General features: G+C 53.6%; 16 protein-coding genes, 2 tRNA genes, 3 rRNA genes and 1 other RNA gene. 9 read left to right on the top strand and 13 right to left on the bottom strand.

What is annotated here, in order from left to right; all coding sequences use genetic code 11:
• Positions 1 to 215 (bottom strand): pyridoxal-phosphate dependent enzyme (locus tag ACDI13_RS14375; RefSeq protein ID WP_372372493.1); only part of this gene is annotated, 215 nt, incomplete at its 3' end.
• 201 nt (positions 216 to 416) lie between these two features.
• On the opposite strand from ACDI13_RS14375, the gene ruvB reads away from it, so the two are divergent.
• Positions 417 to 1,487: a Holliday junction branch migration DNA helicase RuvB gene (gene ruvB, locus ACDI13_RS14370; protein WP_316988569.1), complete on the top strand. Its 1,071-nt coding sequence runs from the start codon at positions 417 to 419 to the stop codon at positions 1,485 to 1,487.
• Between the two features lie 4 nt (positions 1,488 to 1,491).
• Here the strand turns inward: ruvB and ACDI13_RS14365 are convergent, their stop codons facing one another.
• Together ACDI13_RS14365 and pyrC are read right to left on the bottom strand one after the other, a co-directional pair.
• Positions 1,492 to 2,292, bottom strand: a complete 801-nt coding sequence (locus ACDI13_RS14365) for a hypothetical protein (RefSeq protein WP_316988570.1) — start codon at positions 2,290 to 2,292, stop codon at positions 1,492 to 1,494.
• A gap of 87 nt (positions 2,293 to 2,379) precedes the next feature.
• Positions 2,380 to 3,438 (bottom strand): dihydroorotase, encoded by a 1,059-nt coding sequence (pyrC, locus tag ACDI13_RS14360; protein WP_316988571.1) that lies wholly within the window; start codon positions 3,436 to 3,438, stop codon positions 2,380 to 2,382.
• Positions 3,439 to 3,756: 318 nt separating this feature from the next.
• Between pyrC and ACDI13_RS14355 the strand changes: the two genes are divergently transcribed.
• The 3 genes from ACDI13_RS14355 to ACDI13_RS14345 all read left to right on the top strand — a co-directional run bounded on the left by ACDI13_RS14355 (position 3,757) and on the right by ACDI13_RS14345 (position 6,183).
• The gene (locus ACDI13_RS14355) at positions 3,757 to 4,035 is read left to right on the top strand and encodes an SWIB/MDM2 domain-containing protein (RefSeq protein ID WP_009459783.1); all 279 of its coding nucleotides are present in this window, start codon (positions 3,757 to 3,759) and stop codon (positions 4,033 to 4,035) included.
• A gap of 111 nt (positions 4,036 to 4,146) precedes the next feature.
• The gene (locus ACDI13_RS14350) at positions 4,147 to 5,586 is read left to right on the top strand and encodes a deoxyribodipyrimidine photo-lyase (protein ID WP_372372492.1); all 1,440 of its coding nucleotides are present in this window, start codon (positions 4,147 to 4,149) and stop codon (positions 5,584 to 5,586) included.
• Positions 5,587 to 5,604: 18 nt separating this feature from the next.
• Positions 5,605 to 6,183 carry a hypothetical protein gene (locus ACDI13_RS14345; RefSeq protein WP_316988573.1) on the top strand — a complete coding sequence of 193 codons (579 nt, stop codon included), beginning with the start codon at positions 5,605 to 5,607 and terminating at the stop codon, positions 6,181 to 6,183.
• 375 nt (positions 6,184 to 6,558) lie between these two features.
• Here the strand turns inward: ACDI13_RS14345 and ACDI13_RS14340 are convergent, their stop codons facing one another.
• The 6 genes from ACDI13_RS14340 to ACDI13_RS14315 form a co-directional block, all read right to left on the bottom strand.
• Positions 6,559 to 6,924: a hypothetical protein gene (locus ACDI13_RS14340; RefSeq protein WP_316988574.1), complete on the bottom strand. Its 366-nt coding sequence runs from the start codon at positions 6,922 to 6,924 to the stop codon at positions 6,559 to 6,561.
• Positions 6,925 to 7,732: 808 nt separating this feature from the next.
• Positions 7,733 to 7,845 (bottom strand): 5S ribosomal RNA (rrf, locus tag ACDI13_RS14335).
• A 181-nt stretch (positions 7,846 to 8,026) separates the two neighbouring features.
• Positions 8,027 to 10,909, bottom strand: a 23S ribosomal RNA gene (locus tag ACDI13_RS14330).
• Positions 10,910 to 11,286: 377 nt separating this feature from the next.
• Positions 11,287 to 11,362 (bottom strand) — tRNA-Ala (locus ACDI13_RS14325).
• 13 nt (positions 11,363 to 11,375) lie between these two features.
• Positions 11,376 to 11,452, bottom strand: a tRNA-Ile gene (locus ACDI13_RS14320).
• A gap of 93 nt (positions 11,453 to 11,545) precedes the next feature.
• Positions 11,546 to 13,084: ribosomal RNA gene (locus tag ACDI13_RS14315) — 16S ribosomal RNA — on the bottom strand.
• The 16S, 23S and 5S rRNA genes sit together here with 2 tRNA genes alongside, the layout of an rRNA operon.
• A 1,766-nt stretch (positions 13,085 to 14,850) precedes the next feature.
• Here ACDI13_RS14315 and ACDI13_RS14310 point away from each other — a divergent pair.
• The 4 genes from ACDI13_RS14310 (at position 14,851) to ACDI13_RS14295 (ending at position 18,322) form a co-directional block, all read left to right on the top strand.
• Positions 14,851 to 15,816, top strand: a complete 966-nt coding sequence (locus ACDI13_RS14310; protein ID WP_316989024.1) for a sulfurtransferase — start codon at positions 14,851 to 14,853, stop codon at positions 15,814 to 15,816.
• 11 nt (positions 15,817 to 15,827) lie between these two features.
• On the top strand, positions 15,828 to 16,934 hold the full coding sequence (locus tag ACDI13_RS14305; RefSeq protein ID WP_316989025.1) for a YeeE/YedE family protein: 1,107 nt from the start codon (positions 15,828 to 15,830) through the stop codon (positions 16,932 to 16,934).
• Positions 16,935 to 16,945: 11 nt separating this feature from the next.
• Entirely contained in the window at positions 16,946 to 17,110 is a 165-nt protein-coding gene (locus ACDI13_RS14300) for a hypothetical protein (RefSeq protein ID WP_316989026.1), read from the top strand.
• 231 nt (positions 17,111 to 17,341) lie between these two features.
• Complete coding sequence (locus ACDI13_RS14295) at positions 17,342 to 18,322, top strand: nucleoside recognition domain-containing protein (protein WP_316989027.1); 981 nt, start codon at positions 17,342 to 17,344, stop codon at positions 18,320 to 18,322.
• Here the strand turns inward: ACDI13_RS14295 and msrA are convergent.
• A complete protein-coding gene (gene msrA, locus ACDI13_RS14290; protein ID WP_316989028.1) occupies positions 18,319 to 18,849 on the bottom strand; it encodes a peptide-methionine (S)-S-oxide reductase MsrA in 531 nt (176 codons plus the stop codon). The two genes, ACDI13_RS14295 and msrA, sit on opposite strands and share 4 nt — an antisense overlap.
• Positions 18,850 to 19,114: 265 nt before the next feature.
• On the opposite strand from msrA, the gene lgt reads away from it, so the two are divergent.
• Positions 19,115 to 19,912, top strand: a complete 798-nt coding sequence (lgt, locus tag ACDI13_RS14285; RefSeq protein WP_316989029.1) for a prolipoprotein diacylglyceryl transferase — start codon at positions 19,115 to 19,117, stop codon at positions 19,910 to 19,912.
• A gap of 51 nt (positions 19,913 to 19,963) precedes the next feature.
• Here the strand turns inward: lgt and ssrS are convergent.
• The 3 genes from ssrS to ACDI13_RS14270 form a co-directional block, all read right to left on the bottom strand.
• Positions 19,964 to 20,147: non-coding RNA, 6S RNA (gene ssrS / locus ACDI13_RS14280), on the bottom strand.
• 53 nt (positions 20,148 to 20,200) lie between these two features.
• Positions 20,201 to 20,512, bottom strand: coding sequence for a cell division protein ZapA (locus ACDI13_RS14275; RefSeq protein WP_042489348.1), 312 nt, complete (start codon positions 20,510 to 20,512; stop codon positions 20,201 to 20,203).
• Between the two features lie 3 nt (positions 20,513 to 20,515).
• Positions 20,516 to 20,920: a hypothetical protein gene (locus ACDI13_RS14270; protein ID WP_042489345.1), complete on the bottom strand. Its 405-nt coding sequence runs from the start codon at positions 20,918 to 20,920 to the stop codon at positions 20,516 to 20,518.
• Positions 20,921 to 21,245 lie beyond the last annotated feature (325 nt).

The raw sequence follows: 21,245 nt of genomic DNA, 5'->3' as shown, positions 1-21,245 counted from the left end.
TTTTTTTGCTGATCATTTAACTGTGCCAAGGCATTGAAGCCACCTCGAAACTTGAAGGCGCCAATACGCTGAAAGTTCTCACACTTGAAGTAGACTTCGCCATTCAGGCGCTCGTTCAAGGTTGCAGAGGTCAAGACTGGTGTGCGGTGGGCGACAGGTGCCAAGCGTTCAGCAGCAGCGACAACATCAGCAAAATCAGGTAATTCCAGGGACATGGCTAAAATCTCGGTTTAAAACTCCAACCCACATTATGCGCGATGCCAAGCAAAGCAGCCTAACGCTGACCGGACAAATCTAGCCTGGCTGCACTGGATGACCGATTTGCCCACGCACTCCCTGTATCCTGCCCCAACCCTGAGTACTCAGGCGGCGGGTGCTTGGTGTACCATACTGTATATTCAATCAGCGTAGTCATCATGGCCATACACTCCGATTCGCTCTCCAGCCTGCCTTCTGAACAGCGCATCATCACGCCCAAACCCTTGTCACCCAACGAAGAGTCCATCGAACGCGCCTTGCGCCCCAAGATGCTGGAGGACTATGTCGGACAAGCCCGGGCGCGTGAGCAACTGGAAATCTTTATTGCGGCTGCCCGCCAACGCCAGGAAGCCCTGGACCACGTTCTGCTGTTTGGGCCGCCCGGTCTGGGTAAAACCACTCTGGCCCATATCATTGCTCATGAAATGGGGGTGAACCTGCGCCAAACCTCAGGCCCCGTATTGGAACGCCCGGGAGATCTGGCAGCCTTGCTGACCAACCTGGAACCCAACGATGTTCTATTTATTGACGAAATCCATCGCCTGTCACCCGTCGTGGAGGAAATCCTGTATCCCGCGCTGGAAGACTTTCAAATTGATATCCTGATTGGAGAAGGCCCAGCCGCCCGCAGTGTCAAACTGGATCTGCAGCCCTTTACCTTGGTCGGTGCCACCACTCGTGCCGGCATGCTGACCAACCCCTTGCGCGACCGCTTTGGCATTGTGTCCCGCCTGGAGTTCTATGATGTCAAGGACTTGACACACATTGTGGCGCGTAGTGCAGGGCTACTGAATGTCACCACCACGGATGACGGCACCTACGAAATTGCCCGCCGCTCACGTGGCACACCGCGTATTGCCAACCGGCTTTTGCGCCGCGTACGCGACTACGCCGAAGTCAAAACGGGCGGCATCATCCATACCGAATGCGCCCAAGCTGCGCTGTCCATGCTGGAGGTAGACCCGCAAGGACTGGATTTGATGGACAGAAAATTGCTGGAGGCCATCGTCCATAAATTCGACGGCGGTCCAGTAGGCGTAGACAGCCTGGCTGCTGCCATTGGCGAAGAGCGCGACACCATCGAGGACGTGATCGAGCCCTATCTGATCCAGCATGGTTTTTTACAACGCACTCCCAGAGGCCGTATTGCCACGCTGAACACTTGGCGTCACCTTGGACTCACGCCTCCACGCAATACACAAGGTCAGGATCTGTTTGGAGCAGAATAAGCGTTTAGCCCCGCCGAGCCCAAGGGCGAAACACCAGTAGCAAGGTAATCGCAATGGATACAGCTGCAGCCAACAGCAAGGCTGGCAGCCAGTGCATCTGTGTAAAGACCATGGCTAGCGTGGTGCAAAATCCTGCCAGACTGCCGGTTCCCCACAAAGCCGAACGCAGAGTCGCTACCAGGCTGGCAGCACCCAGGGTTTGATGAATGGTCACAGCCACCACGGTATAGCCAATGGGAAAGGCCATGATCAGCCCTGACAAGCTCGGCCCCAACAAAGAGCTGCTGGTGGTCACAAGCGCAACCAAAAGTCCCGCCAAGGCCCCTCTGAATATCAGCAAGCCCCACCCCGCCTTCGCTTTATTAGTCCCTTTCATGCCGGCCAAACGGCGCGACGCGCGCAAGCTGAACGCAGTGACGGCAATAAACAAGGCTAGCCCCAGCACAGGTTGCACGGGCATGAAGGACAAGAGCAAGGCAGCTACCGCCCAACCTGCGACCGCACACAACAAGGTGCGCCAAGGCGACAAGTTGGGAGCACAAAGAATGATGAGCAACAAAAACAGTTGCGTCGCACTCAGCGAATACACGGCATAAGTTGCCGCTTGCTGCACATAATCGGCAGGAAACTGTTGGGACAAAAAATAAAAGCCGGGGCCCAGCACCATGGGCAAGCCCGCCAAGGCCCCCCCGATCAATGGGCCAAATGCGCCCACTGACCACGAAACCAGCACAACCACCAAAGCAGTAGCGGCCATGCGCACGGCCAAGGCAGACCATGCCACATCAAGCAAAATAGTTTCCACGAAGGTATCTTGCAGTGAAACCAGGTATCAAGAGCTGCCCAGCCAAGCATCATGACAGACACTAAGACCGAGCTAGCTCTTTCTTCCTTAGCTCACCACACTCCAGTCCAGAGCCTGACCGGCCGCCAGCGGAATCAATGGCTCACCGGCCATTTCCACGGATTCGGGAATAGTGAACTGGCTGCGTTGCAGCGTCATTGTTCCTTCATTGACAGGCAAGCCGTAAAAAGCGGGGCCATTCAAGCTGGCAAAGGCTTCCAGACGATCCAGACGACCGGCCTTGTCAAAAGCCGATGCGTACAGTTCCATAGCGTGCAGCGCGGTATAACAGCCCGCACAACCACAGCTTTGTTCCTTGCGGCTACGCGAGTGGGGTGCGCTATCTGTCCCCAGGAAGAAACGATTGCTGTCACTGGTTGCGGCGTCCACCAAAGCCTGACGGTGCTTCTCACGCTTCAAGACAGGCAGACAGTACCAGTGTGGCTGCAAGCCACCTTGGAACAGAGCATTACGGTTATAGAGCAAGTGATGGGCCGTGATGGTCGCAGCAACCGGGCCCTCGGCCTGGCTCACGTAAGCGGCGCCCTCTGCCGTGGTCAAATGCTCAAATACCACTTTCAGCTCGGGAAAAGCCTTACGCATAGGAATCATCACGCGCTCAATGAATACGGCTTCACGGTCGAACAAGTCGATACTGGGGTCCGTGACCTCGCCGTGCATCAGCAAAGGCATGCCCGATTCCTGCATCTGGGCCAGTGCCTTGGAACAGTTCTTCAGCAAATCCGTCACACCCGCGTCAGAATTGGTGGTGGCCCCGGCAGGATAGAGCTTCACGCCATGCACAACCCCGCTTTCCTTGGCGCGAACAATTTCCTCAGGCTGAGTATTATCAGTCAGGTACAAGGTCATCAAAGGCTCAAACTTGCCGACATACTCGGTTTTGGCCAAGGCGCTCAGAATACGCTCCCGATAGGCCAACGCCTGTACGATTGCGGTAACGGGTGGGGTCAGATTGGGCATGACGATAGCCCGGTCAAATTGTGCCGCAGTATGGCCCAAAACCGACTCCAACACAGCACCGTCGCGCAGGTGCAAATGCCAATCGTCAGGACGACGAATGACCAGGGTATCCACAGTAGGGCTCATATCTTTACTCAATATCAAACAACGGCTCTGTGCTTTGAACCATCAAGAAAGCAACAGGTGCCACAATTGCCTTTCAACAGGCCGAATCCGTCATTATGCTACAGCTACCTGCGCTGCGCATGTCAGCACAGAAGTTCCGAACCCCACTTAATCGTGCATTGCAGCAGCCTGTAAACACTGGCAAATCTGCTTACAGACCCGCAAAGCTCTTGCTCACAAAGGGCTTGGACGTACAGGGAGTATCACGGTATGCTGACAGACAAGTCGTGCCCTAGCGCATAACCCGCCCCTTCAACTCGTTTCTCAGGAGTTCCGTTCATGGCCAGCACTGAAAAAAAACCTGCTACCCGCAAACCCAATGCAGCCTTCATGAAACCACTCACTCCTAGCCCGACACTGGCTGCGGTGATTGGCTCTGGCGCGCTTCCGCGCACTGAAGTTACGAAGAAAATCTGGGAATACATCAAGAAACACGATCTCCAGGATCCCAAGAACCGTCGCAATATCAATGCTGACGCCAAGCTGCGCCCCTTGTTCGGCAAGGATCAGGTCTCCATGTTTGAACTGACCAAGCTGGTCAGTGCTCACCTCAAATAAGCGCGGGGTGCCCAGGCACCTTTGGCAATATCGGGTCGCGTTGCTGAGCTTTCAGCCGCGGCCCTTTTTCATGTGGCATCATAAAGCCTCTGCATTCGCATCTTCATGTCGATGTCTATCTCTGCTCCTCCCGATCCAAGCCCACGTGTTCTATGCTGGCTGCGTCGTGATCTTCGCCTGCATGACCACGCAGCCTTGCACCACGCACTGAAAAGCGGTTTGCCTGTGGCCTGTGTGTTTGTCTTTGACAGCACAATCCTGGAATGCTTGCCTGCCGATGATGTACGACTGGCTTTTATACACGACAGCCTGCTGCAGGTGCAGGAGCAACTGCGCCAATATGGCAGCGAACTGATCACAGCCCATGGTGACCCGGTACATAAAATTCCTGAACTCGCTAACAGCCTGAATGCAAAGGCCGTCTATGCGAATGAGGACTACGAACCTGCGGCTATGACTCGGGATCAGACTGTCAGCCGAACCCTGTCCACACAAGACATCGAGCTACGGCTCTTCAAGGACCAGGTCATTTTTGCCCGCGATGAAATCCTGACGCAGCAAAAACAGCCCTATACCGTTTTTACCCCCTACAAGCGTAACTGGCTGGCGCGCATCCAATCGAGGGATATACAGCCCTATGACTGCACGCAAGGGCCATGGGCTGCCCTGCCAGAGCAAGCCTTGCCTGATTTGGACGAATTAGGCTTTCAGGAAAAATCTCGTGCAAAACTACTCAATCCCGCCGGTTGGCAAGGCGCCCAGACCTTGTTGGAGCAATTTGAGCCCAGAATCCATGCCTATCATGAACGCCGGGATTTTCCAGCCAAACGAGGTGTGTCCTATTTGGCCCCCCATCTGCGATTTGGAACACTATCCATCCGCCAAGCCGTATCTCTGGCCTGGCCCAGCGACTCCGAGGGCGCGGCTACCTGGCTGAGCGAACTGATCTGGCGAGAGTTCTACCAGCAGTTCCTATGGCATCATCCAGAAACGGCGACAGAAAGCTTCAAACCCGCCTACAAGGACTTGCCGTTTCCTAATCGCGAAGACTGGTTTCAGGCCTGGAAAGAAGGTCGAACCGGCTATCCAATTGTTGACGCCGCCATGCGTCAATTGAACCAGTCTGGCTATATGCACAACCGGCTACGTATGATCAGTGCATCCTTTTTAGTGAAAGACTTGCTGATAGACTGGCGATTGGGCGAGCAGTATTTTGCCCAGAAGCTACTTGATTACGATATGGCTTCCAATGTGGGGGGCTGGCAATGGGCCGCCTCCACCGGATGTGATGCGCAGCCTTACTTTCGCATCTTTAACCCCGTCACTCAATCGCGTAAATTTGATCCAGACGGACAATTCATACGTCGCTATGTGCCCGAACTGGCATCGTTGGACAAACAAGCTGTTCATGCGCCTTGGCAAGCCAAGCAGCTCCCTATCGAATTCCGGCCGGGACAAGACTACCCGGCCCCCATCGTGGATCACGACACGCAACGGCACCTTGCTTTGGCCTTATTCAAGCAAGCAGGAGAGCACGAACAAGCGAATTGAACTACTTTAAGGATACTTATGTCAGATAGCTTCAAACGACCTTCTCCGATCAGTACCTCCGTATTACTACAAAATCTGCAAGCCGCTCACCCCCAAGCACGAGTTGCCGTCCTGAACTTCGGCGCAGACCATGCCGAAATCTGTCTGGTTCATAAAGGCGTCCCTGTCCATACCGAACACTTCCCAGAACTCAGCGGAATCCAACTGTTGGCCAGCTGTTTTTCAGACTCAAGCTCACGGGAGGCGCAGTTGGAGCATGCCATTGAAGCCGTCGAAGACGCTATCCTGCCAGCCAGTCTGGATCTACGCCAGTTTATGGTATTTGCTGCCGGTGATTTCGCAGAAGAGCTTGGCGCCTGGCTCCATGAAGCCCAAGACAGCGAGCAGCACATCCTGAATCGGGACACGATTGACGACCTATTCACCCTGTATGCAGCCGCCAGCCAAGGGAATGTCAGCCTGAAAATGATCAACGCTGGCTCTTTGGAAAATACCCATCAACTAGTCAACAATCAAAACCTGGGTATGTACCTGCTACTTCTGCGTGAATGCATGCACCATATGCACATCGAGCAGATTCACCTGCTGGCGCCCTGAGACTTCCCCTTTTGAGCATCCATATAAAGATAAATCCAGCCATTCAGGAAACAGCTTGGAATTAACCTAGGCATCGCCCAGATGCAAGCATCGAAACAGTGAATGCCCTGCCTTATATAGCGAGACTTTCTGAAACGCTGTTAACACATCTTGAGTTTTTTCCTTGAGGCTTACACAGGGTGAAGCACACAGCTTGCAAGCCATGCTATGAAGCTGAGTCAGCCTGTATAGCCAGGAAACTCAAGACAGCTCCAGCTCAGAGCTGATCGAAACGAGATCACAAAACCAGATCACATCAAAAAAGGTGCTCACCAGAGCACCTTTTAAAATACCTCTTTCCAGCTTGACTCGGAACAAGCCGGGTACTGGATCGGCTTAGTAATCCTGACCCAGTGCTTGACCGCCTGCCAAAGCCAACCAGCCTTTGATCAAGCGATGCACTATCCAAACCAAGGCCACCAGTGCAGTTACCCAACCAATGAAAATGGCCGTCAGCAAGGCACTCAGCACCATCCACAACAGCCCCCACCAAAAGGTCTTGATAACCCAGTCCAGATGGCTGGCGTAAATTGTGCCTGATGCATCACCGCGTTTGACATAGGCCAGAATCACTGCTGCCACAGCCGCCGCACCGAAGATACCTGCACTGATCATAGCCAAAGAAAACAAGCCATAGCAGATGTGCGTAATCTTGCGCAGCGACAAGCCTGGTTCAAGCTCGGGGCTAATGGGCTGATTCATTCAGTTCTCCTGAAACAAGCATTAACAATAACTATATCGAACCATTTTACCCATACTTTGGGCATTAACCGTATGACGGTGGTAAAGCTACCACCTTACAGATAAAAGGAGAGGCCTACAGCCGCCCACTCGCAACGGCCACTAACACATCACGGGTAAAACAAGCCCCGTCGTGCTCGATAAAAGCGGCAACCCGCAGCCGCACAAAGGAAGGACGTACCCGGAACGTTTTTTTACGGGAGGAAGGGAAGGTGCTGAATAGACGAAGGATTGAGAAGATCCAGCGTACACACAGCCAATAAACCATCTGCTCGATGAGGCCCAAGGCTCGGGATTTCTTGGCTCTCCGGATGCCAAGCCGTCGTCGCTACCCGAGGTCTATCAAAAAAAAGCGGAGCAGCCACGTACAACAGATAAAAAAACGACGGCTTGAACGTCAATCACCATGATGCTCGATAGAGGCCAGGCTCCTGACATACCCCGAAGAAGAGAATGAACATGCAATCCTTTGATCCCAGGACTGCTCGTAATGGTGGCCGAGCCAATGGCGTCTCGGGCTGATAGGCATACGTATGTAGAGGGAGAGATAAACGTGCCCGGAACGGGCCTGAAGGGGGGGTGGTAGGCCTGGAGGAGGGATCGTGAGGATCGCTGGCCTTTGTGCAGCCAGAAGGGGGGTCGGTGCGCCTGAGGCGGATGCCCCAAGGAAGGCCTATGTGGCCTCCGGGCGTGCCGGTCGCGTGTGCGGTTGTTGCGCCTAAAACAAAACCCCCGCAAGGGATACTTGCGGGGGTTTTGAGGGATAAGAGCTTGACGATGACCTACTTTCACAGACGTCCGTCCACTATCATCGGCGCAAAGGCGTTTCACAATCCTGTTCGGGATGGGAAGGTGTGGGACCACCTTGCTATGGTCGTCAAGCGTAACTGGTTGCCGAGTCGTCTTTTGAAGGGACGCCCCAGCCAATTGGAAGAAGCACACTGCCAGCGATCAGTACGGATCAGCTAGCAGCGGTTACGAAGGTGTCGAGCGCGGGTTGCGCTGCACTTCAATATTACGTTCTGTGGTCAACAACTTCACTCACTACAACCTCAAGGGTTATAGGATCAAGCCACACGGGCAATTAGTACTGGTTAGCTACATGCATTACTGCACTTCCACACCCAGCCTATCAACGTCCTGGTCTCGGACGACCCTACAGGGGGGTCAAGCCCCCGGGATACCTAATCTTCAGACGAGTTTCCCGCTTAGATGCCTTCAGCGGTTATCTCTTCCGTACGTAGCTACTCGGCAATGCCATTGGCATGACAACCGATACACCAGTGGTACGTCCACTCCGGTCCTCTCGTACTAGGAGCAGGCTCCGTCAAGTATCCAACGCCCACGGCAGATAGGGACCAAACTGTCTCACGACGTTTTAAACCCAGCTCACGTACCTCTTTAAATGGCGAACAGCCATACCCTTGGGACCGGCTACAGCCCCAGGATGAGATGAGCCGACATCGAGGTGCCAAACACCGCCGTCGATATGAACTCTTGGGCGGTATCAGCCTGTTATCCCCAGAGTACCTTTTATCCGTTGAGCGATGGCCCTTCCATACAGAACCACCGGATCACTATGTCCTACTTTCGTACCTGTTCGACTTGTCAGTCTCACAGTCAAGCACGCTTATGCCATTGCACTATCAAGACGATTTCCGACCGTCTCTAGCGTACCTTCGAACTCCTCCGTTACACTTTAGGAGGAGACCGCCCCAGTCAAACTGCCCACCATGCACGGTCCCCGATCCCGGTAAGGGACCTAGGTTAGAACCGCAAACAGACCAGGGTGGTATTTCAAGGATGACTCCACGCGATCTGGCGACCACGCTTCAACGTCTCCCACCTATCCTACACAGGCCGGTTCACAATCCAATGCAAAGCTACAGTAAAGGTTCATGGGGTCTTTCCGTCTAGCCGCGGGGAGATTGCATCATCACAACCATGTCAACTTCGCTGAGTCTCAGGAGGAGACAGTGTGGCCATCGTTACGCCATTCGTGCAGGTCGGAACTTACCCGACAAGGAATTTCGCTACCTTAGGACCGTTATAGTTACGGCCGCCGTTTACCGGGGCTTCGATCAAGAGCTTGCACCCCATCACTTAACCTTCCGGCACCGGGCAGGCGTCACACCCTATACGTCCACTTTCGTGTTTGCAGAGTGCTGTGTTTTTAGTAAACAGTCGCAGCCACCGATTCACTGCGGCCTCTTCATGCTTTGTGCGCAGGCACATCACACTAATGAGGCATACCTTCTCCCGAAGTTACGGTATTAATTTGCCGAGTTCCTTCTCCTGAGTTCTCTCAAGCGCCTTGGAATATTCATCCCGTCCACCTGTGTCGGTTTGCGGTACGGTCTCGTAGAGCTGAAGCTTAGAGGCTTTTCTTGGAACTGCTTCCAGTTAGTTTAGAGCCGAAGCTCTATCCAGTCACACCCTTGAATTTCGCACCCGGATTTGCCTAAGTGCCTTCTATGATGCGCCAACGGGGACATCCAACACCCCGATAACATTCTGCAATCCGTCCCCCCATCGCACTCTACGACGGTGCGGGAATATTAACCCGCTTCCCATCAGCTACGCATCTCTGCCTCGCCTTAGGGGCCGACTCACCCTGCGCCGATGAACGTTGCGCAGGAAACCTTGGACTTACGGCGAGGGGGCTTTTCACCCCCTTTATCGCTACTCATGTCAGCATTCTCACTTCCGATACCTCCAGCATTCCTCACGGAACACCTTCACAGGCTTACGGAACGCTCTCCTACCATGTGTACATAGTACACATCCGCAGCTTCGGTCTATGGCTTAGCCCCGTTACATCTTCCGCGCAGGACGACTCGATCAGTGAGCTATTACGCTTTCTTTAAAGGATGGCTGCTTCTAAGCCAACCTCCTGACTGTCTATGCCTTCCCACTTCGTTTCCCACTTAGCCATAGTTAGGGACCTTAGCTGGCGGTCTGGGTTGTTTCCCTCTTGAGTCCGGACGTTAGCACCCGGTGCTCTGTCTCCCGTACTGTACTTGCCGGTATTCGGAGTTTGCCATGGTTTGGTAAGTCGCTGTGACCCCCTAGCCATAACAGTGCTCTACCCCCGGCAGTAATATACGAGGCACTACCTAAATAGTTTTCGGAGAGAACCAGCTATCTCCAGGCTTGTTTAGCCTTTCACTCCGATCCACAGCTCATCCCCTAATTTTTCAACATTAGTGGGTTCGGTCCTCCAGCACGTGTTACCGTGCCTTCAACCTGGCCATGGATAGATCGCCTGGTTTCGGGTCTACACCCAGCGACTGAATCGCCCTGTTCGGACTCGCTTTCGCTACGCCTCCCCTATTCGGTTAAGCTTGCCACTGAATGTAAGTCGCTGACCCATTATACAAAAGGTACGCAGTCACCCCACGAAGGGGCTCCTACTGTTTGTATGCATACGATTTCAGGATCTATTTCACTCCCCTTCCGGGGTTCTTTTCGCCTTTCCCTCACGGTACTGGTTCACTATCGGTCGATCACGAGTATTTAGCCTTGGAGGATGGTCCCCCCATATTCAGACAGGATTTCACGTGTCCCGCCCTACTTGTTCGATGCTTAGTTCCACGTACTGAATTTCGCCTACAGGGCTATCACCTGCTACGGCTGGACTTTCCATTCCATTCGACTATTCACTACGCTAAAACATCCAGGCTGGTCCGGTTTCGCTCGCCACTACTTCCGGAATCTCGGTTGATTTCTTTTCCTCGAGTTACTGAGATGGTTCAGTTCACTCGGTTCGCCTCCACATACCTATGTATTCAGTATGGGATACCGTATTGCTACGGTGGGTTTCCCCATTCGGACATCTACGGATCAAAGCTTGTTTGCCAGCTCCCCGTAGCTTTTCGCAGGCTACCGCGTCCTTCATCGCCTGTGATCGCCAAGGCATCCATCATATGCACTTATTCGCTTGATCCTATAACGCTTGATGCTGTTATAGGAATATGAGTATACGTTGTTGCCGTTCATCAATCCTTAGCTGTTATCCAATCCGAAGATTGAACAACGTCTATATTTTTGAGAACTTTCGTTGAACATAATTTGTTCTGTTGCAATCACAACCCGTGTATTGTCATCACAAGTCGACTAATCGTCTTGCGTTTATGAGACAACACACCTTCGTTGTGCTTCTTCCTAATTGTTAAAGAGCAATTCGTGGGTTGCATAACCCAACGAGCAGTATTCTTTACAAAGAACACTCTTCGTTGAATCTCGCGCCAGGCCAACCGTTGTTGTCCTGTGCCCTATACTCTGTCATGAACCTTGCTATATCGACCACCCCCATAAAAGCGGTGGTGGAGGATGACGGGATCGAACCGACGACCCCCTGCTTGCAAAGCAGGTGCTCTCCCAGCTGAGCTAATCCCCCCCGAAGTAATCGTTGGTGGGTCAAGTTGGAATCGAACCAACGACCCCCGCCTTATCAAGACGGTGCTCTAACCGACTGAGCTACTGACCCATCTATCACCAGTGGGCGATACCTTCAATGGTCATGACATGAACTAACAGCCAATAAGTGTGGACGCTTTCGCTTTGCGAGCCATTCGCTCTAAAAGGAGGTGATCCAGCCGCACCTTCCGATACGGCTACCTTGTTACGACTTCACCCCAGTCATGAATCCCACCGTGGTAAGCGCCCTCCTTACGGTTAGGCTACCTACTTCTGGTGAAACCCACTCCCATGGTGTGACGGGCGGTGTGTACAAGACCCGGGAACGTATTCACCGCGACATTCTGATCCGCGATTACTAGCGATTCCGACTTCACGCAGTCGAGTTGCAGACTGCGATCCGGACTACGATCGGGTTTCTGAGATTGGCTCCCCCTCGCGGGTTGGCGACCCTCTGTCCCGACCATTGTATGACGTGTGAAGCCCTACCCATAAGGGCCATGAGGACTTGACGTCATCCCCACCTTCCTCCGGTTTGTCACCGGCAGTCTCATTAGAGTGCTCTTGCGTAGCAACTAATGACAAGGGTTGCGCTCGTTGCGGGACTTAACCCAACATCTCACGACACGAGCTGACGACAGCCATGCAGCACCTGTGTTCCGGTTCTCTTGCGAGCACGGCCAAATCTCTTCGGCTTTCCAGACATGTCAAGGGTAGGTAAGGTTTTTCGCGTTGCATCGAATTAATCCACATCATCCACCGCTTGTGCGGGTCCCCGTCAATTCCTTTGAGTTTTAATCTTGCGACCGTACTCCCCAGGCGGTCAACTTCACGCGTTAGCTGCGCTACTAAGGCCTAACGGCCCCAACAGCTAGTTGACATCGTTTAGGGCGTGGACTACCAGGGTATCTAATCCTGTTTGCTCCCCACGCTTTCGTGTCTGAGCGTCAGTATTATCCCAGGGGGCTGCCTTCGCCATCGGTATTCCTCCACATATCTACGCATTTCACTGCTACACGTGGAATTCTACCCCCCTCTGACATACTCTAGCTCGGCAGTTAAAAATGCAGTTCCAAGGTTGAGCCCTGGGATTTCACATCTTTCTTTCCGAACCGCCTACACACGCTTTACGCCCAGTAATTCCGATTAACGCTTGCACCCTACGTATTACCGCGGCTGCTGGCACGTAGTTAGCCGGTGCTTATTCTGCAGATACCGTCAGCAGTATCCCGTATTAGGGGATACCTTTTCTTCTCTGCCAAAAGTACTTTACAACCCGAAGGCCTTCATCATACACGCGGGATGGCTGGATCAGGGTTTCCCCCATTGTCCAAAATTCCCCACTGCTGCCTCCCGTAGGAGTCTGGGCCGTGTCTCAGTCCCAGTGTGGCTGGTCGTCCTCTCAAACCAGCTACGGATCGTTGCCTTGGTGAGCTTTTACCCCACCAACTAGCTAATCCGATATCGGCCGCTCCAATAGTGAGAGGTTCCGAAGAATCCCCCCCTTTCCCCCGTAGGGCGTATGCGGTATTAGCCACTCTTTCGAGTAGTTATCCCCCGCTACTGGGCACGTTCCGATATATTACTCACCCGTCCGCCACTCGCCGCCAAGAGAGCAAGCTCTCTCGCGCTGCCGTTCGACTTGCATGTGTAAAGCATCCCGCTAGCGTTCAATCTGAGCCAGGATCAAACTCTTCAGTTTAATCTCTGTGGTTGTCCCGTCTTGCGACAAGACCGATTGTGTCTCAAAGAAAAATTCAGAGTTACACAAGGTAATTCTTCATCTTTCGTTTGTGAGCACTTGATACAAACTTGTGGCGATCCCCGAAGGGTTCGACTCGCTCATTCCAAGCGCCCACACTTATCGGCTGTTAATTGTTAAAGAGCAGTGACAGTTGCCTGTCGTTCCACTGACTAACCCGGCTGGCTCGTTGCGTTTAGTGCTTCGTGCCTTGCTGTGTTAGCAGCAGAGAAACGAGATTATGAAGCAAATCAGGCAGTGTGTCAAGCGTTTTTTTGAAGAAGCTAGAAAGTTTAAAACCGTCTAACTCGTCCCGCTTAAACCAGAATTTTCGTTCTGTCCTACCTGGCGAACAATCAACCTAAAAGGCTAACCATCCAACTTCACAAACAAGGGTAAATTTTCAAAACTGTCTCAACCTTCAAAACAGCTAAAAACTTAACGTTGCATTCTCTGGAGCAGAACCTAGAACTTTAACACAGAATTTTCTGATTTGTCAAGCTCCGGGTTTTACACCGTGTCAGTTACCTGACCAGTCATTCAAGCTTCGGTGCGGGCCTCTTGGCCAAGGCGATGAAACTTGTCTAACTGCTCTCTGCGGTCCCTCAGAAAAATCCGTGTGCTGCAGCGAGAAAAGAACTATAGCACGATGATTTTCATACTTGCAAGCCTTTTCATAGAAAAAAGTGAGACGGCCTGAACCAAAAACCTTTAAACCCATGAATTACAAGAGAAACTATTTTTAAGCATTTTAGATCCTACCTGCCAGACAACTGGAAGTTTCTCATTTAACCCCGTTTCAGGAGCAGGCTCAGTATGTGCCCCACGCGCCCTTGGACGCAAATCCTAGACTAAACCGCTATTTCTCGCGTGAAAAAATCGTCAGATACTCTTTAGCCCCTCGACACCCCCTCTTATATATATAAAGGGAAATCGAGGACTCTCTCCAATATAGCCACCAGTCCTGGCTGGCTGGATGACGGACAAAAAAACGGCCACACGAACACTGCATCGGTCCTACGCCTCCAATCAACAGTGTCTCTATATAGATGGCGAGTTGAATGACCTCCAAGATCGAGCACTATGCGGGGCAGCCAGCCGCTCGGGGCCCCGGGACCGAGTGTTGGGGCGAGTCAGAGTACTTGCCGCAGTCGGAGTCATGATCGGGGATGCAAGCAGTCTGCTGTTTGAGGCGGGGCGAGAGAGTGCTCAAACAGTCGGTCTGTATACACAGCCGAGCTCCAACGTGTAGTCCCTCCACCCCAGCACCTCTAAGACATCAGTCCTAAAGATACGCCCAAACTATACAAGCCCAAGGTTTGTGATTGGTCCGAGGACCAATCACTGGGCGAGTTCAGACTGCGCCCCGATTGTGACTCTGAAAAGGGAACCGGCGCGTTGCGCCGGCAAGGAGTCCGCCCCAACACCCGGTCCCGGGGCTCCGAGTGGCGACCTACGTAGAGCAACTGGAACAAATGTCTTTCTCTATATAGGTGCCGCTCACCGTTGCAACTCTACTCTCTATATAGATGGGGAAGGCCTCTCTAAGAAGCAATCGCAAACAAGGCCCCCTCCTATCTACTCTATATATAGAGATCCCCCTCCCCTTACACCCCAAAGCAATAAGCTAATCCCCAATTCATTGTTATTTTCTGTTCCCGCGTTCATTACCATTCCTTATGCACTTAAACCTCTAAGCAGGCCTCTGCTTACTCAAGAGAGTAATAATGATTAAACCTATCCTCATCTCCCTGGCATTTGCATTCAGCGCGGTCCTGGCACCAACCACCTCCGCAGAGCCAAGCACACCCGACACGGTAGCCAAACCAGCCGCCCTGATCTCGGCTGCCGACCTGGCCGCCAAACTGGATCAAAACAATCTACGCGTTCTAGATATCCGCACCGAGAAAGAATATGCGGCAGGCCACGTGCCTGGTGCCGTTCATACCCCTTATGGCGCCTATCGCGGCCCAGCAGATAACGCCGGCTCCCTGCGTTCCGAAGCCGACCTATCCGCCTTGTTCAGCAAAGCCAGTATCTCCAAAGACAGCTACGTCGTTGTCACCTACGCAGGCGCCAACCCGACAGACTTCGGCGCGGCAGCACGTGTGTACTGGACATTGAAAGCGGGTGGTCTGACACAGCTATCCATTCTTGATGGCGGCTTGCAAGCCTGGGAAGCTGAAGGCAAGCCCCTGAGCAAAGACACCCCCACCGTTCCCCCTACCGAATTCAGCTACCACTACAACAAAGACATGGTGGTCAGCACACAAGAGGTGGCTGACTACATCAAGAACGGCCAGGCCCCCATCTTGCTGGACGCTCGTCCTACCGAGTTCTTCAAAGGCGAAAAACGCGTTGACGCCGCCGCCCGCTACGGTACCTTGCCCGGCGCACGTGAACTGGACTTCAACAGCTTTTTCCGCAGCGACAAACCCGTCCTGAAGGACACGGATGAGCTCGTCAAGATCGTCACAGAACAGGGCCTGAATGACAAGCCCACTGTTTCGTTCTGCAATACCGGCCACTGGGCAGCCACGAACTGGTTTGTCCTGTCCGAACTGGCAGGCAACCCCAACGTGAAACTCTACCCCGAGTCTGTCGTGGAATGGAGCCGCAGCAACTTGCCCATGGACAACCAGCCCTCCCGTTTCGAGGTTCTGAAACTCGAAGCCAAGCGCGCCATTAACTAAAGAAATCGATCATGCTTTATCTGACTAGACTGGGCTTTATCCTGGCCAGCCTGGCCCTGATTGTTGGGGTCGCTCTGGTAGGTGGACTGCGCCAAGGCCTGCTCGCCCTGTTGGGCATTGGCTTTGGTGCCGTCCTGCAAGGAGCCCGTTTCGGTTTCACGACCGGCTGGCGCAACTATATCGAGCGCCGTGACCCTCAAGGTATCTGGGCACAAATGCTCCTGCTGGTATTGGCCGCCGCCTTCACCCTACCCTTGATCGCCGATAGCGGTGGCGAGCTGGTTGGCGCGATTGCCCCATTGACCATCAGCCTGGTATTGGGCGCCTTTCTGTTTGGCGCTGCCATGCAACTGGCCGACGGTTGCGGTTCCGGTACTCTCTATAAAGCAGGCGCTGGCGCACCGATCTCCTTTGCGGTTCTGCCTACCTTTGCCATTGGCAGCTTTCTGGGCGCATCACACCAACCCGGCTGGATTGCCTTGGGCGGTTTACCCGCTATCGACCTGACTGTGTCCTTGGGCTGGCCCACTGCCTTATTGATTACCGTATTGGGCTGCGCCGCCGTATCCTGGTTCGTTGGCCGGGGCGCACGCCGCCATCAAAAAGAGCAAAACAGCGCACCCGCCAAATGGGAAATGCGCTGGTGGATGGGGGCCTTGCTGCTTGCCGTGCTGTACGCCATTCACATGATCGTCGCAGGCCAGCCTTGGGGCATTGTCTACGGTATTGGCCTGTGGGGTGCAAAAGTGTTCTCGGCTCTGGGCTGGTCCCCGGTGGGCGACGCATTCTGGGGCGTGGCTCCCCATGCTCAACGTTTGGCAGAACCTGTTCTGGCTGACGTTACCTCGGTTACCAACTTTGGTTTGATTTTGGGTGCCATGGCCGCCTCGCGCTGGAACCATCCTGCCAATTTCAAATCGCCCAATGCCCGCAGCTTGTGGGTAGGCGCGATTGCGGGTCTGGTCATGGGCTACAGTGCCCGTATGGCCTTTGGATGTAATGTGGGCGCATTCCTGGGAGGCATCGCCTCGGCCAGCATACATGGCTGGGTCTGGTTTGCACTGGCCTTTGCCGGGTCCATCATAGGCGTGCGCATTCGTCGCCGCGTTAATCCTTGAGTCGCGCCACCATGAGCAAAACTACTTTCCGCCTTATTACCAGTACCTTCTGGCTCCTTGTTGTCTTGCTGGTTGTCATGGACAGCCTGCAAGACTACCCCTACCGCCCCGAACCCGCCCCCATTGCCTGGGGTAGCGGACAAGCCGCCAGCGGCGGTCACTGCTCGGGTCGTTAAGTCTGGGCCTACCTGGCCTGCAACACCCCTGATGACAGGAAACCTGGCAGCCTCACTTGGCTGCATCGGATTTCATCATCAGGGGTTTTCTTTTGGGTGAAGGAAAGCGCCTCCGTTTGTAGTAGCAAACCGACAGCCCGCATTGCCCGCCCCCCACGCAAGCACCAAGGCACAACGAAGCAAGCACTGAGCCGTGCTAGCATCAGACAGATTTTCCAACCTTCTGCTCTCATGCTGACCTTCCTTCGCACCACCTTTAGCCGCAGCCTGCGCATGTTTTATACCGTTGCGCGCATCATGCTCCCCATCATGATTGCGGTGCGTATTGCCGCGCAACTAGGCTTGATCGAGCAAGTCGGCAAACTGATCGGCCCGATCATGGCATTGGTTGGTTTACCTCCTGAAGCCGGTATTGTCTGGGCCACCACCGCCCTGGCTGGTATTTACGCTGGCATAGGCTCGATGGCGGCCTTGGGCGACAGCTTAAGCTTCAACGTGGCTCAGATCAGCGTCTTGGGCACTATGATGCTGTTTGCTCACAATCTACCCATGGAACAGGCAATTGTGCGTCGGGCCGGGGCCAGCTTCTGGTTTACGGCTACGCTACGAATTGTCTGCGCCTTGCTGTACGGCGCTCTGCTGGCCTGGGGTTTGAACAGTACCGGGTTGTTGCAAGAGCCCGTATCCCTTGCCTGGCTTTACGGGCAATCCAATGCGACACAAGGCGGTTGGCAAGGCTGGATAGACTGGCTGTGGGGAACGGCCAGTTCACTGTTCATGACCTGGCTGATTATTCTTGGCCTGCTGTTAATCTTGTCCGTTCTGGAGAAAATCGGCTTCACCCGTTTGCTGACCCGGCTTCTGCTGCCCTTGCTGCGTTTTTCAGGCCTGGAAGAGCGGGTCGCCCCCACCACCACGATTGGTGTGTTGCTGGGCCTGAGCTACGGCGGTGCCTTGATTATTGATGAGTCCCGCCAGCAGAACTACAGTCCCAGAACACGCTTGCTGGCCTTGTCCTGGCTGTCACTCAGCCACTCCCTGATTGAGGACACCATTCTTATTCTGGCTCTGGGTGCCAACATCTGGGTGGCCCTGGTCGGCCGACTTGTTCTGACCTTGCTGATTATTGGCCTGATGGCCCGTCTGACATTACCAGGTAGCGCCCTATACAGACGCTACCTTGCTTGTGCTTCGCACCCCCAGGATGCTTAGCTTTTGACCAGCAGATCCTGAAAACGCTGGTAGAACTTCTTGAGCTTGGGCGCAATCACCATCTGGCAATAGGCTTGCTCGGGGTTCAAGGCAAAATAATCGTGGTGATAGTCCTCGGCTTCCCAGAAAGTGGAGCTGTCGAGTACATGCGTCACGATAGGTGCATCAAACTGCGATTTAACTTCTTCGATGACTTCAAACGCCTGACGACGCTGTTCCTCGTTTTGACAAAAAATGGCAGACGCATACTGCGGCCCCTGGTCAGCGCCCTGGCGATCCGGCGTAGTAGGGTCGTGGGTCAGGAAAAATACCTCCAGCAAATCCCGATAGGAAATGACAGAAGGATCAAACTCCACTTTGACCACTTCAATATGGCCGGTCTGCTTGCCACAAACCTGCTCATAGGTGGGATTTTCTACGTGGCCACCACAATATCCCGGCACCACTGACTGCACACCTTGCAAGGCTTTGAACACCCCTTCAGTGCACCAAAAGCATCCGCCACCTAATATGGCTGTTTCCTTCATGAACTCTCCTTTGTTGACGAATTGGCTAGACTCAGCAACCAGGCTGCAATAACTTGGAATTCCTGCGCCCGCACGATACTCATCAGTGCTACCGTATCAGCCTTTGCGATTGGATTAAAGACCATTGCTCCACAAAAAACTACTAATGGTAAATGGCGTGCCCATAGGCAGAATGCAGCGCGATCCTTCCCTTACAATTTACCCAGTCCTGGTCTGGGCTCGTAGTCACGCTATTATCTGATATTCATCTCTGTAATGGGCTCGCATGTTAATTCACCCGCAGTTTGATCCCGTCGCCATACAACTTGGCCCCCTTGCCATTCATTGGTATGGCTTGATGTATTTAGTGGGCTTTGGCCTGGTTTGGTTAGCTGGCCTGGCACGTATTCGGGCGGGCCATACCCTACTGACTCGCAAAGACCTGGAAGACCTGATCTTTTACTGCGTCCTGGGCGTCGTAGTGGGCGGGCGTCTGGGCTTTACCCTGTTCTATCAGCCCTCTTATTACTTGTCGCATCCGCTGGAAATTCTGTATGTCTGGCAAGGCGGCATGTCCTTTCATGGCGGCCTGATCGGTGTGCTGGTGACAATTGCACTGTTTGCTCGGAACCGTCAACGGCGTTTTCTGGAGGTCAGTGATTTCCTGGCTCCCTTGATCCCACTGGGCTTGGCCGTGGGCCGCTTGGGCAACTTTATCAACGGAGAGCTGTGGGGTCGCCCTAGCGATGGGCCGTGGGCTATGGTGTTCCCGCAAGTAGACACAACCCCTCGCCACCCTTCGCAGTTGTATGAGATGGCCCTGGAGGGCATTGCCCTATTTATTTTGCTATGGTGGTTTACGCGCCGTCCACGTGCCGTGGGCCAAACCAGCGCCCTGTTCCTGATCGGCTACGGAATCTTCCGCTTCGTGGTGGAGTACACACGCGAACCTGACGGCTACCTGGGTCTGCTCAGTGCTGGCCTGTCGATGGGACAGTGGTTGTCTTTGCCCATGATTGTGGCTGGGCTGGCCTTGTTTGCCTATGCCACCAAACGTGACGTAACGCCCGGTAATCAGGGTTAAGCCAAACAATAGAAAGGAAAAAGCCCGTCCAGATCTGGACGGGCTTTTTTTAGGTGCCCCACCATTGCCGTCAAGACCGGCATCCTGGAACCGAGGGTCCAAGATCGGCTGTCATCAAGCCAGCTTCGGGTTCGTCGACGAGGACGATCACTCCTACTGGCTAATCCAACAACCTGTATGCCAAAAGCATTGGTTCAAGGAATGTATGGTCGTGTCACGAACACGGCAGGGACTTACTGGGATGAAGCAGCTCGCGAGGGACAACAAGGAACTGCTTTCAAATTCGGTTTAGCGCGATGTGCCCGAAGGCTCGATGACATCGTCAATCATCGCGTGCATGTCCTCAATTTTACGCTTGAAATCGCCAAAAGCAACATTAGCCAGAGGACCATCAGGTGCTTTAGCAGATAAAAACTCGCTGGCGATCTGAATGGCGGCCATAACGGCGATACGTTCGTTGCCCGAGACGCGGCCCGAACCCTTGATAGACTGCATACGCTGATCTACCAGCTTGACTGCTTCCAGCAAGCGCGCTTTTTCAGATGGGGGGCATGCCAAAGAGTAATCGCGGCCCAATAGGGAAATATCGACTCGTTCCATGACTTACTCCTGTACGGCACCGGGTAAACGCATCAGGATCGAACCGATCTGATCACGAGCCTGCCCCGCCACATCACGCAGCACACCCATTCCTGCACGCGCACTATCCAGCTCACGACGCAAGGCGGCCACCTGAGCCTGTTCCTGTTCAAGCAGTTTTTTCAGCTCCGCCTGATCGGCTTGTGCTTGTTGCTGCACCACATCCAACTGACGCTGATGCGAAGCAACGCCGGTGGACAGGGACTCGAACTCGTCCTGTTGACGCCGATTCTGCTGGCGCAAGGCGTCCAGCTCGGCATCCTGAGTTTTCAGACGAGCTAATAATTGAGCGCGTTCAGCATTGAGCTGACGAGATTGCTCTACCAGTTGACCGATACGGTCAGCGAGAAAGTCGAGATCTTGCAACATGGGCCTTATCGTAAACCATTGCTAGCGTTACTGGGTAGAGGAATTTCATACTAATGATAACCTTTCACCCATCTTTCCATTACCTTTCAAACTTCTTTCAAAGCAGACCATCAGCCATCGAACTTGCTCCCAAAAAACCCTAAATTCCCAGATTTACAGGGAAAACCCTTAAAAACTAGGGTCAAGTCAGGGTTTTCAGTCTGCAAGTGCTCCATTACCATGCGTCACCTCTGTTCAATGCAGTCGGCACACGCAGAGTGTGGGGCCCGCTCCACCATAAACAAGCTGACACAGGAAAAAGGAAAACCAATGCGCAAGGCAGACA

Source organism: Alcaligenes faecalis (assembly GCF_041521385.1).
Lineage (GTDB): Bacteria > Pseudomonadota > Gammaproteobacteria > Burkholderiales > Burkholderiaceae_B > Alcaligenes > Alcaligenes faecalis_E.
This window is presented reverse-complemented; position numbering and strand designations above follow the sequence as displayed.

Coding starts and splice junctions, on each gene's coding strand:
- ruvB (WP_316988569.1), top strand. CDS start 417: ATGGCCATACACTCCGATTCGCTCTCCAGCCTGCCTTCTGAACAGCGC.
- pyrC (WP_316988571.1), bottom strand. CDS start 3,438: ATGAGCCCTACTGTGGATACCCTGGTCATTCGTCGTCCTGACGATTGG.
- ACDI13_RS14355 (WP_009459783.1), top strand. CDS start 3,757: ATGGCCAGCACTGAAAAAAAACCTGCTACCCGCAAACCCAATGCAGCC.
- ACDI13_RS14350 (WP_372372492.1), top strand. CDS start 4,147: ATGTCTATCTCTGCTCCTCCCGATCCAAGCCCACGTGTTCTATGCTGG.
- ACDI13_RS14345 (WP_316988573.1), top strand. CDS start 5,605: ATGTCAGATAGCTTCAAACGACCTTCTCCGATCAGTACCTCCGTATTA.
- ACDI13_RS14340 (WP_316988574.1), bottom strand. CDS start 6,924: ATGAATCAGCCCATTAGCCCCGAGCTTGAACCAGGCTTGTCGCTGCGC.
- ACDI13_RS14310 (WP_316989024.1), top strand. CDS start 14,851: ATGATTAAACCTATCCTCATCTCCCTGGCATTTGCATTCAGCGCGGTC.
- ACDI13_RS14305 (WP_316989025.1), top strand. CDS start 15,828: ATGCTTTATCTGACTAGACTGGGCTTTATCCTGGCCAGCCTGGCCCTG.
- ACDI13_RS14300 (WP_316989026.1), top strand. CDS start 16,946: ATGAGCAAAACTACTTTCCGCCTTATTACCAGTACCTTCTGGCTCCTT.
- ACDI13_RS14295 (WP_316989027.1), top strand. CDS start 17,342: ATGCTGACCTTCCTTCGCACCACCTTTAGCCGCAGCCTGCGCATGTTT.
- msrA (WP_316989028.1), bottom strand. CDS start 18,849: ATGAAGGAAACAGCCATATTAGGTGGCGGATGCTTTTGGTGCACTGAA.
- lgt (WP_316989029.1), top strand. CDS start 19,115: ATGTTAATTCACCCGCAGTTTGATCCCGTCGCCATACAACTTGGCCCC.
- ACDI13_RS14275 (WP_042489348.1), bottom strand. CDS start 20,512: ATGGAACGAGTCGATATTTCCCTATTGGGCCGCGATTACTCTTTGGCA.
- ACDI13_RS14270 (WP_042489345.1), bottom strand. CDS start 20,920: ATGTTGCAAGATCTCGACTTTCTCGCTGACCGTATCGGTCAACTGGTA.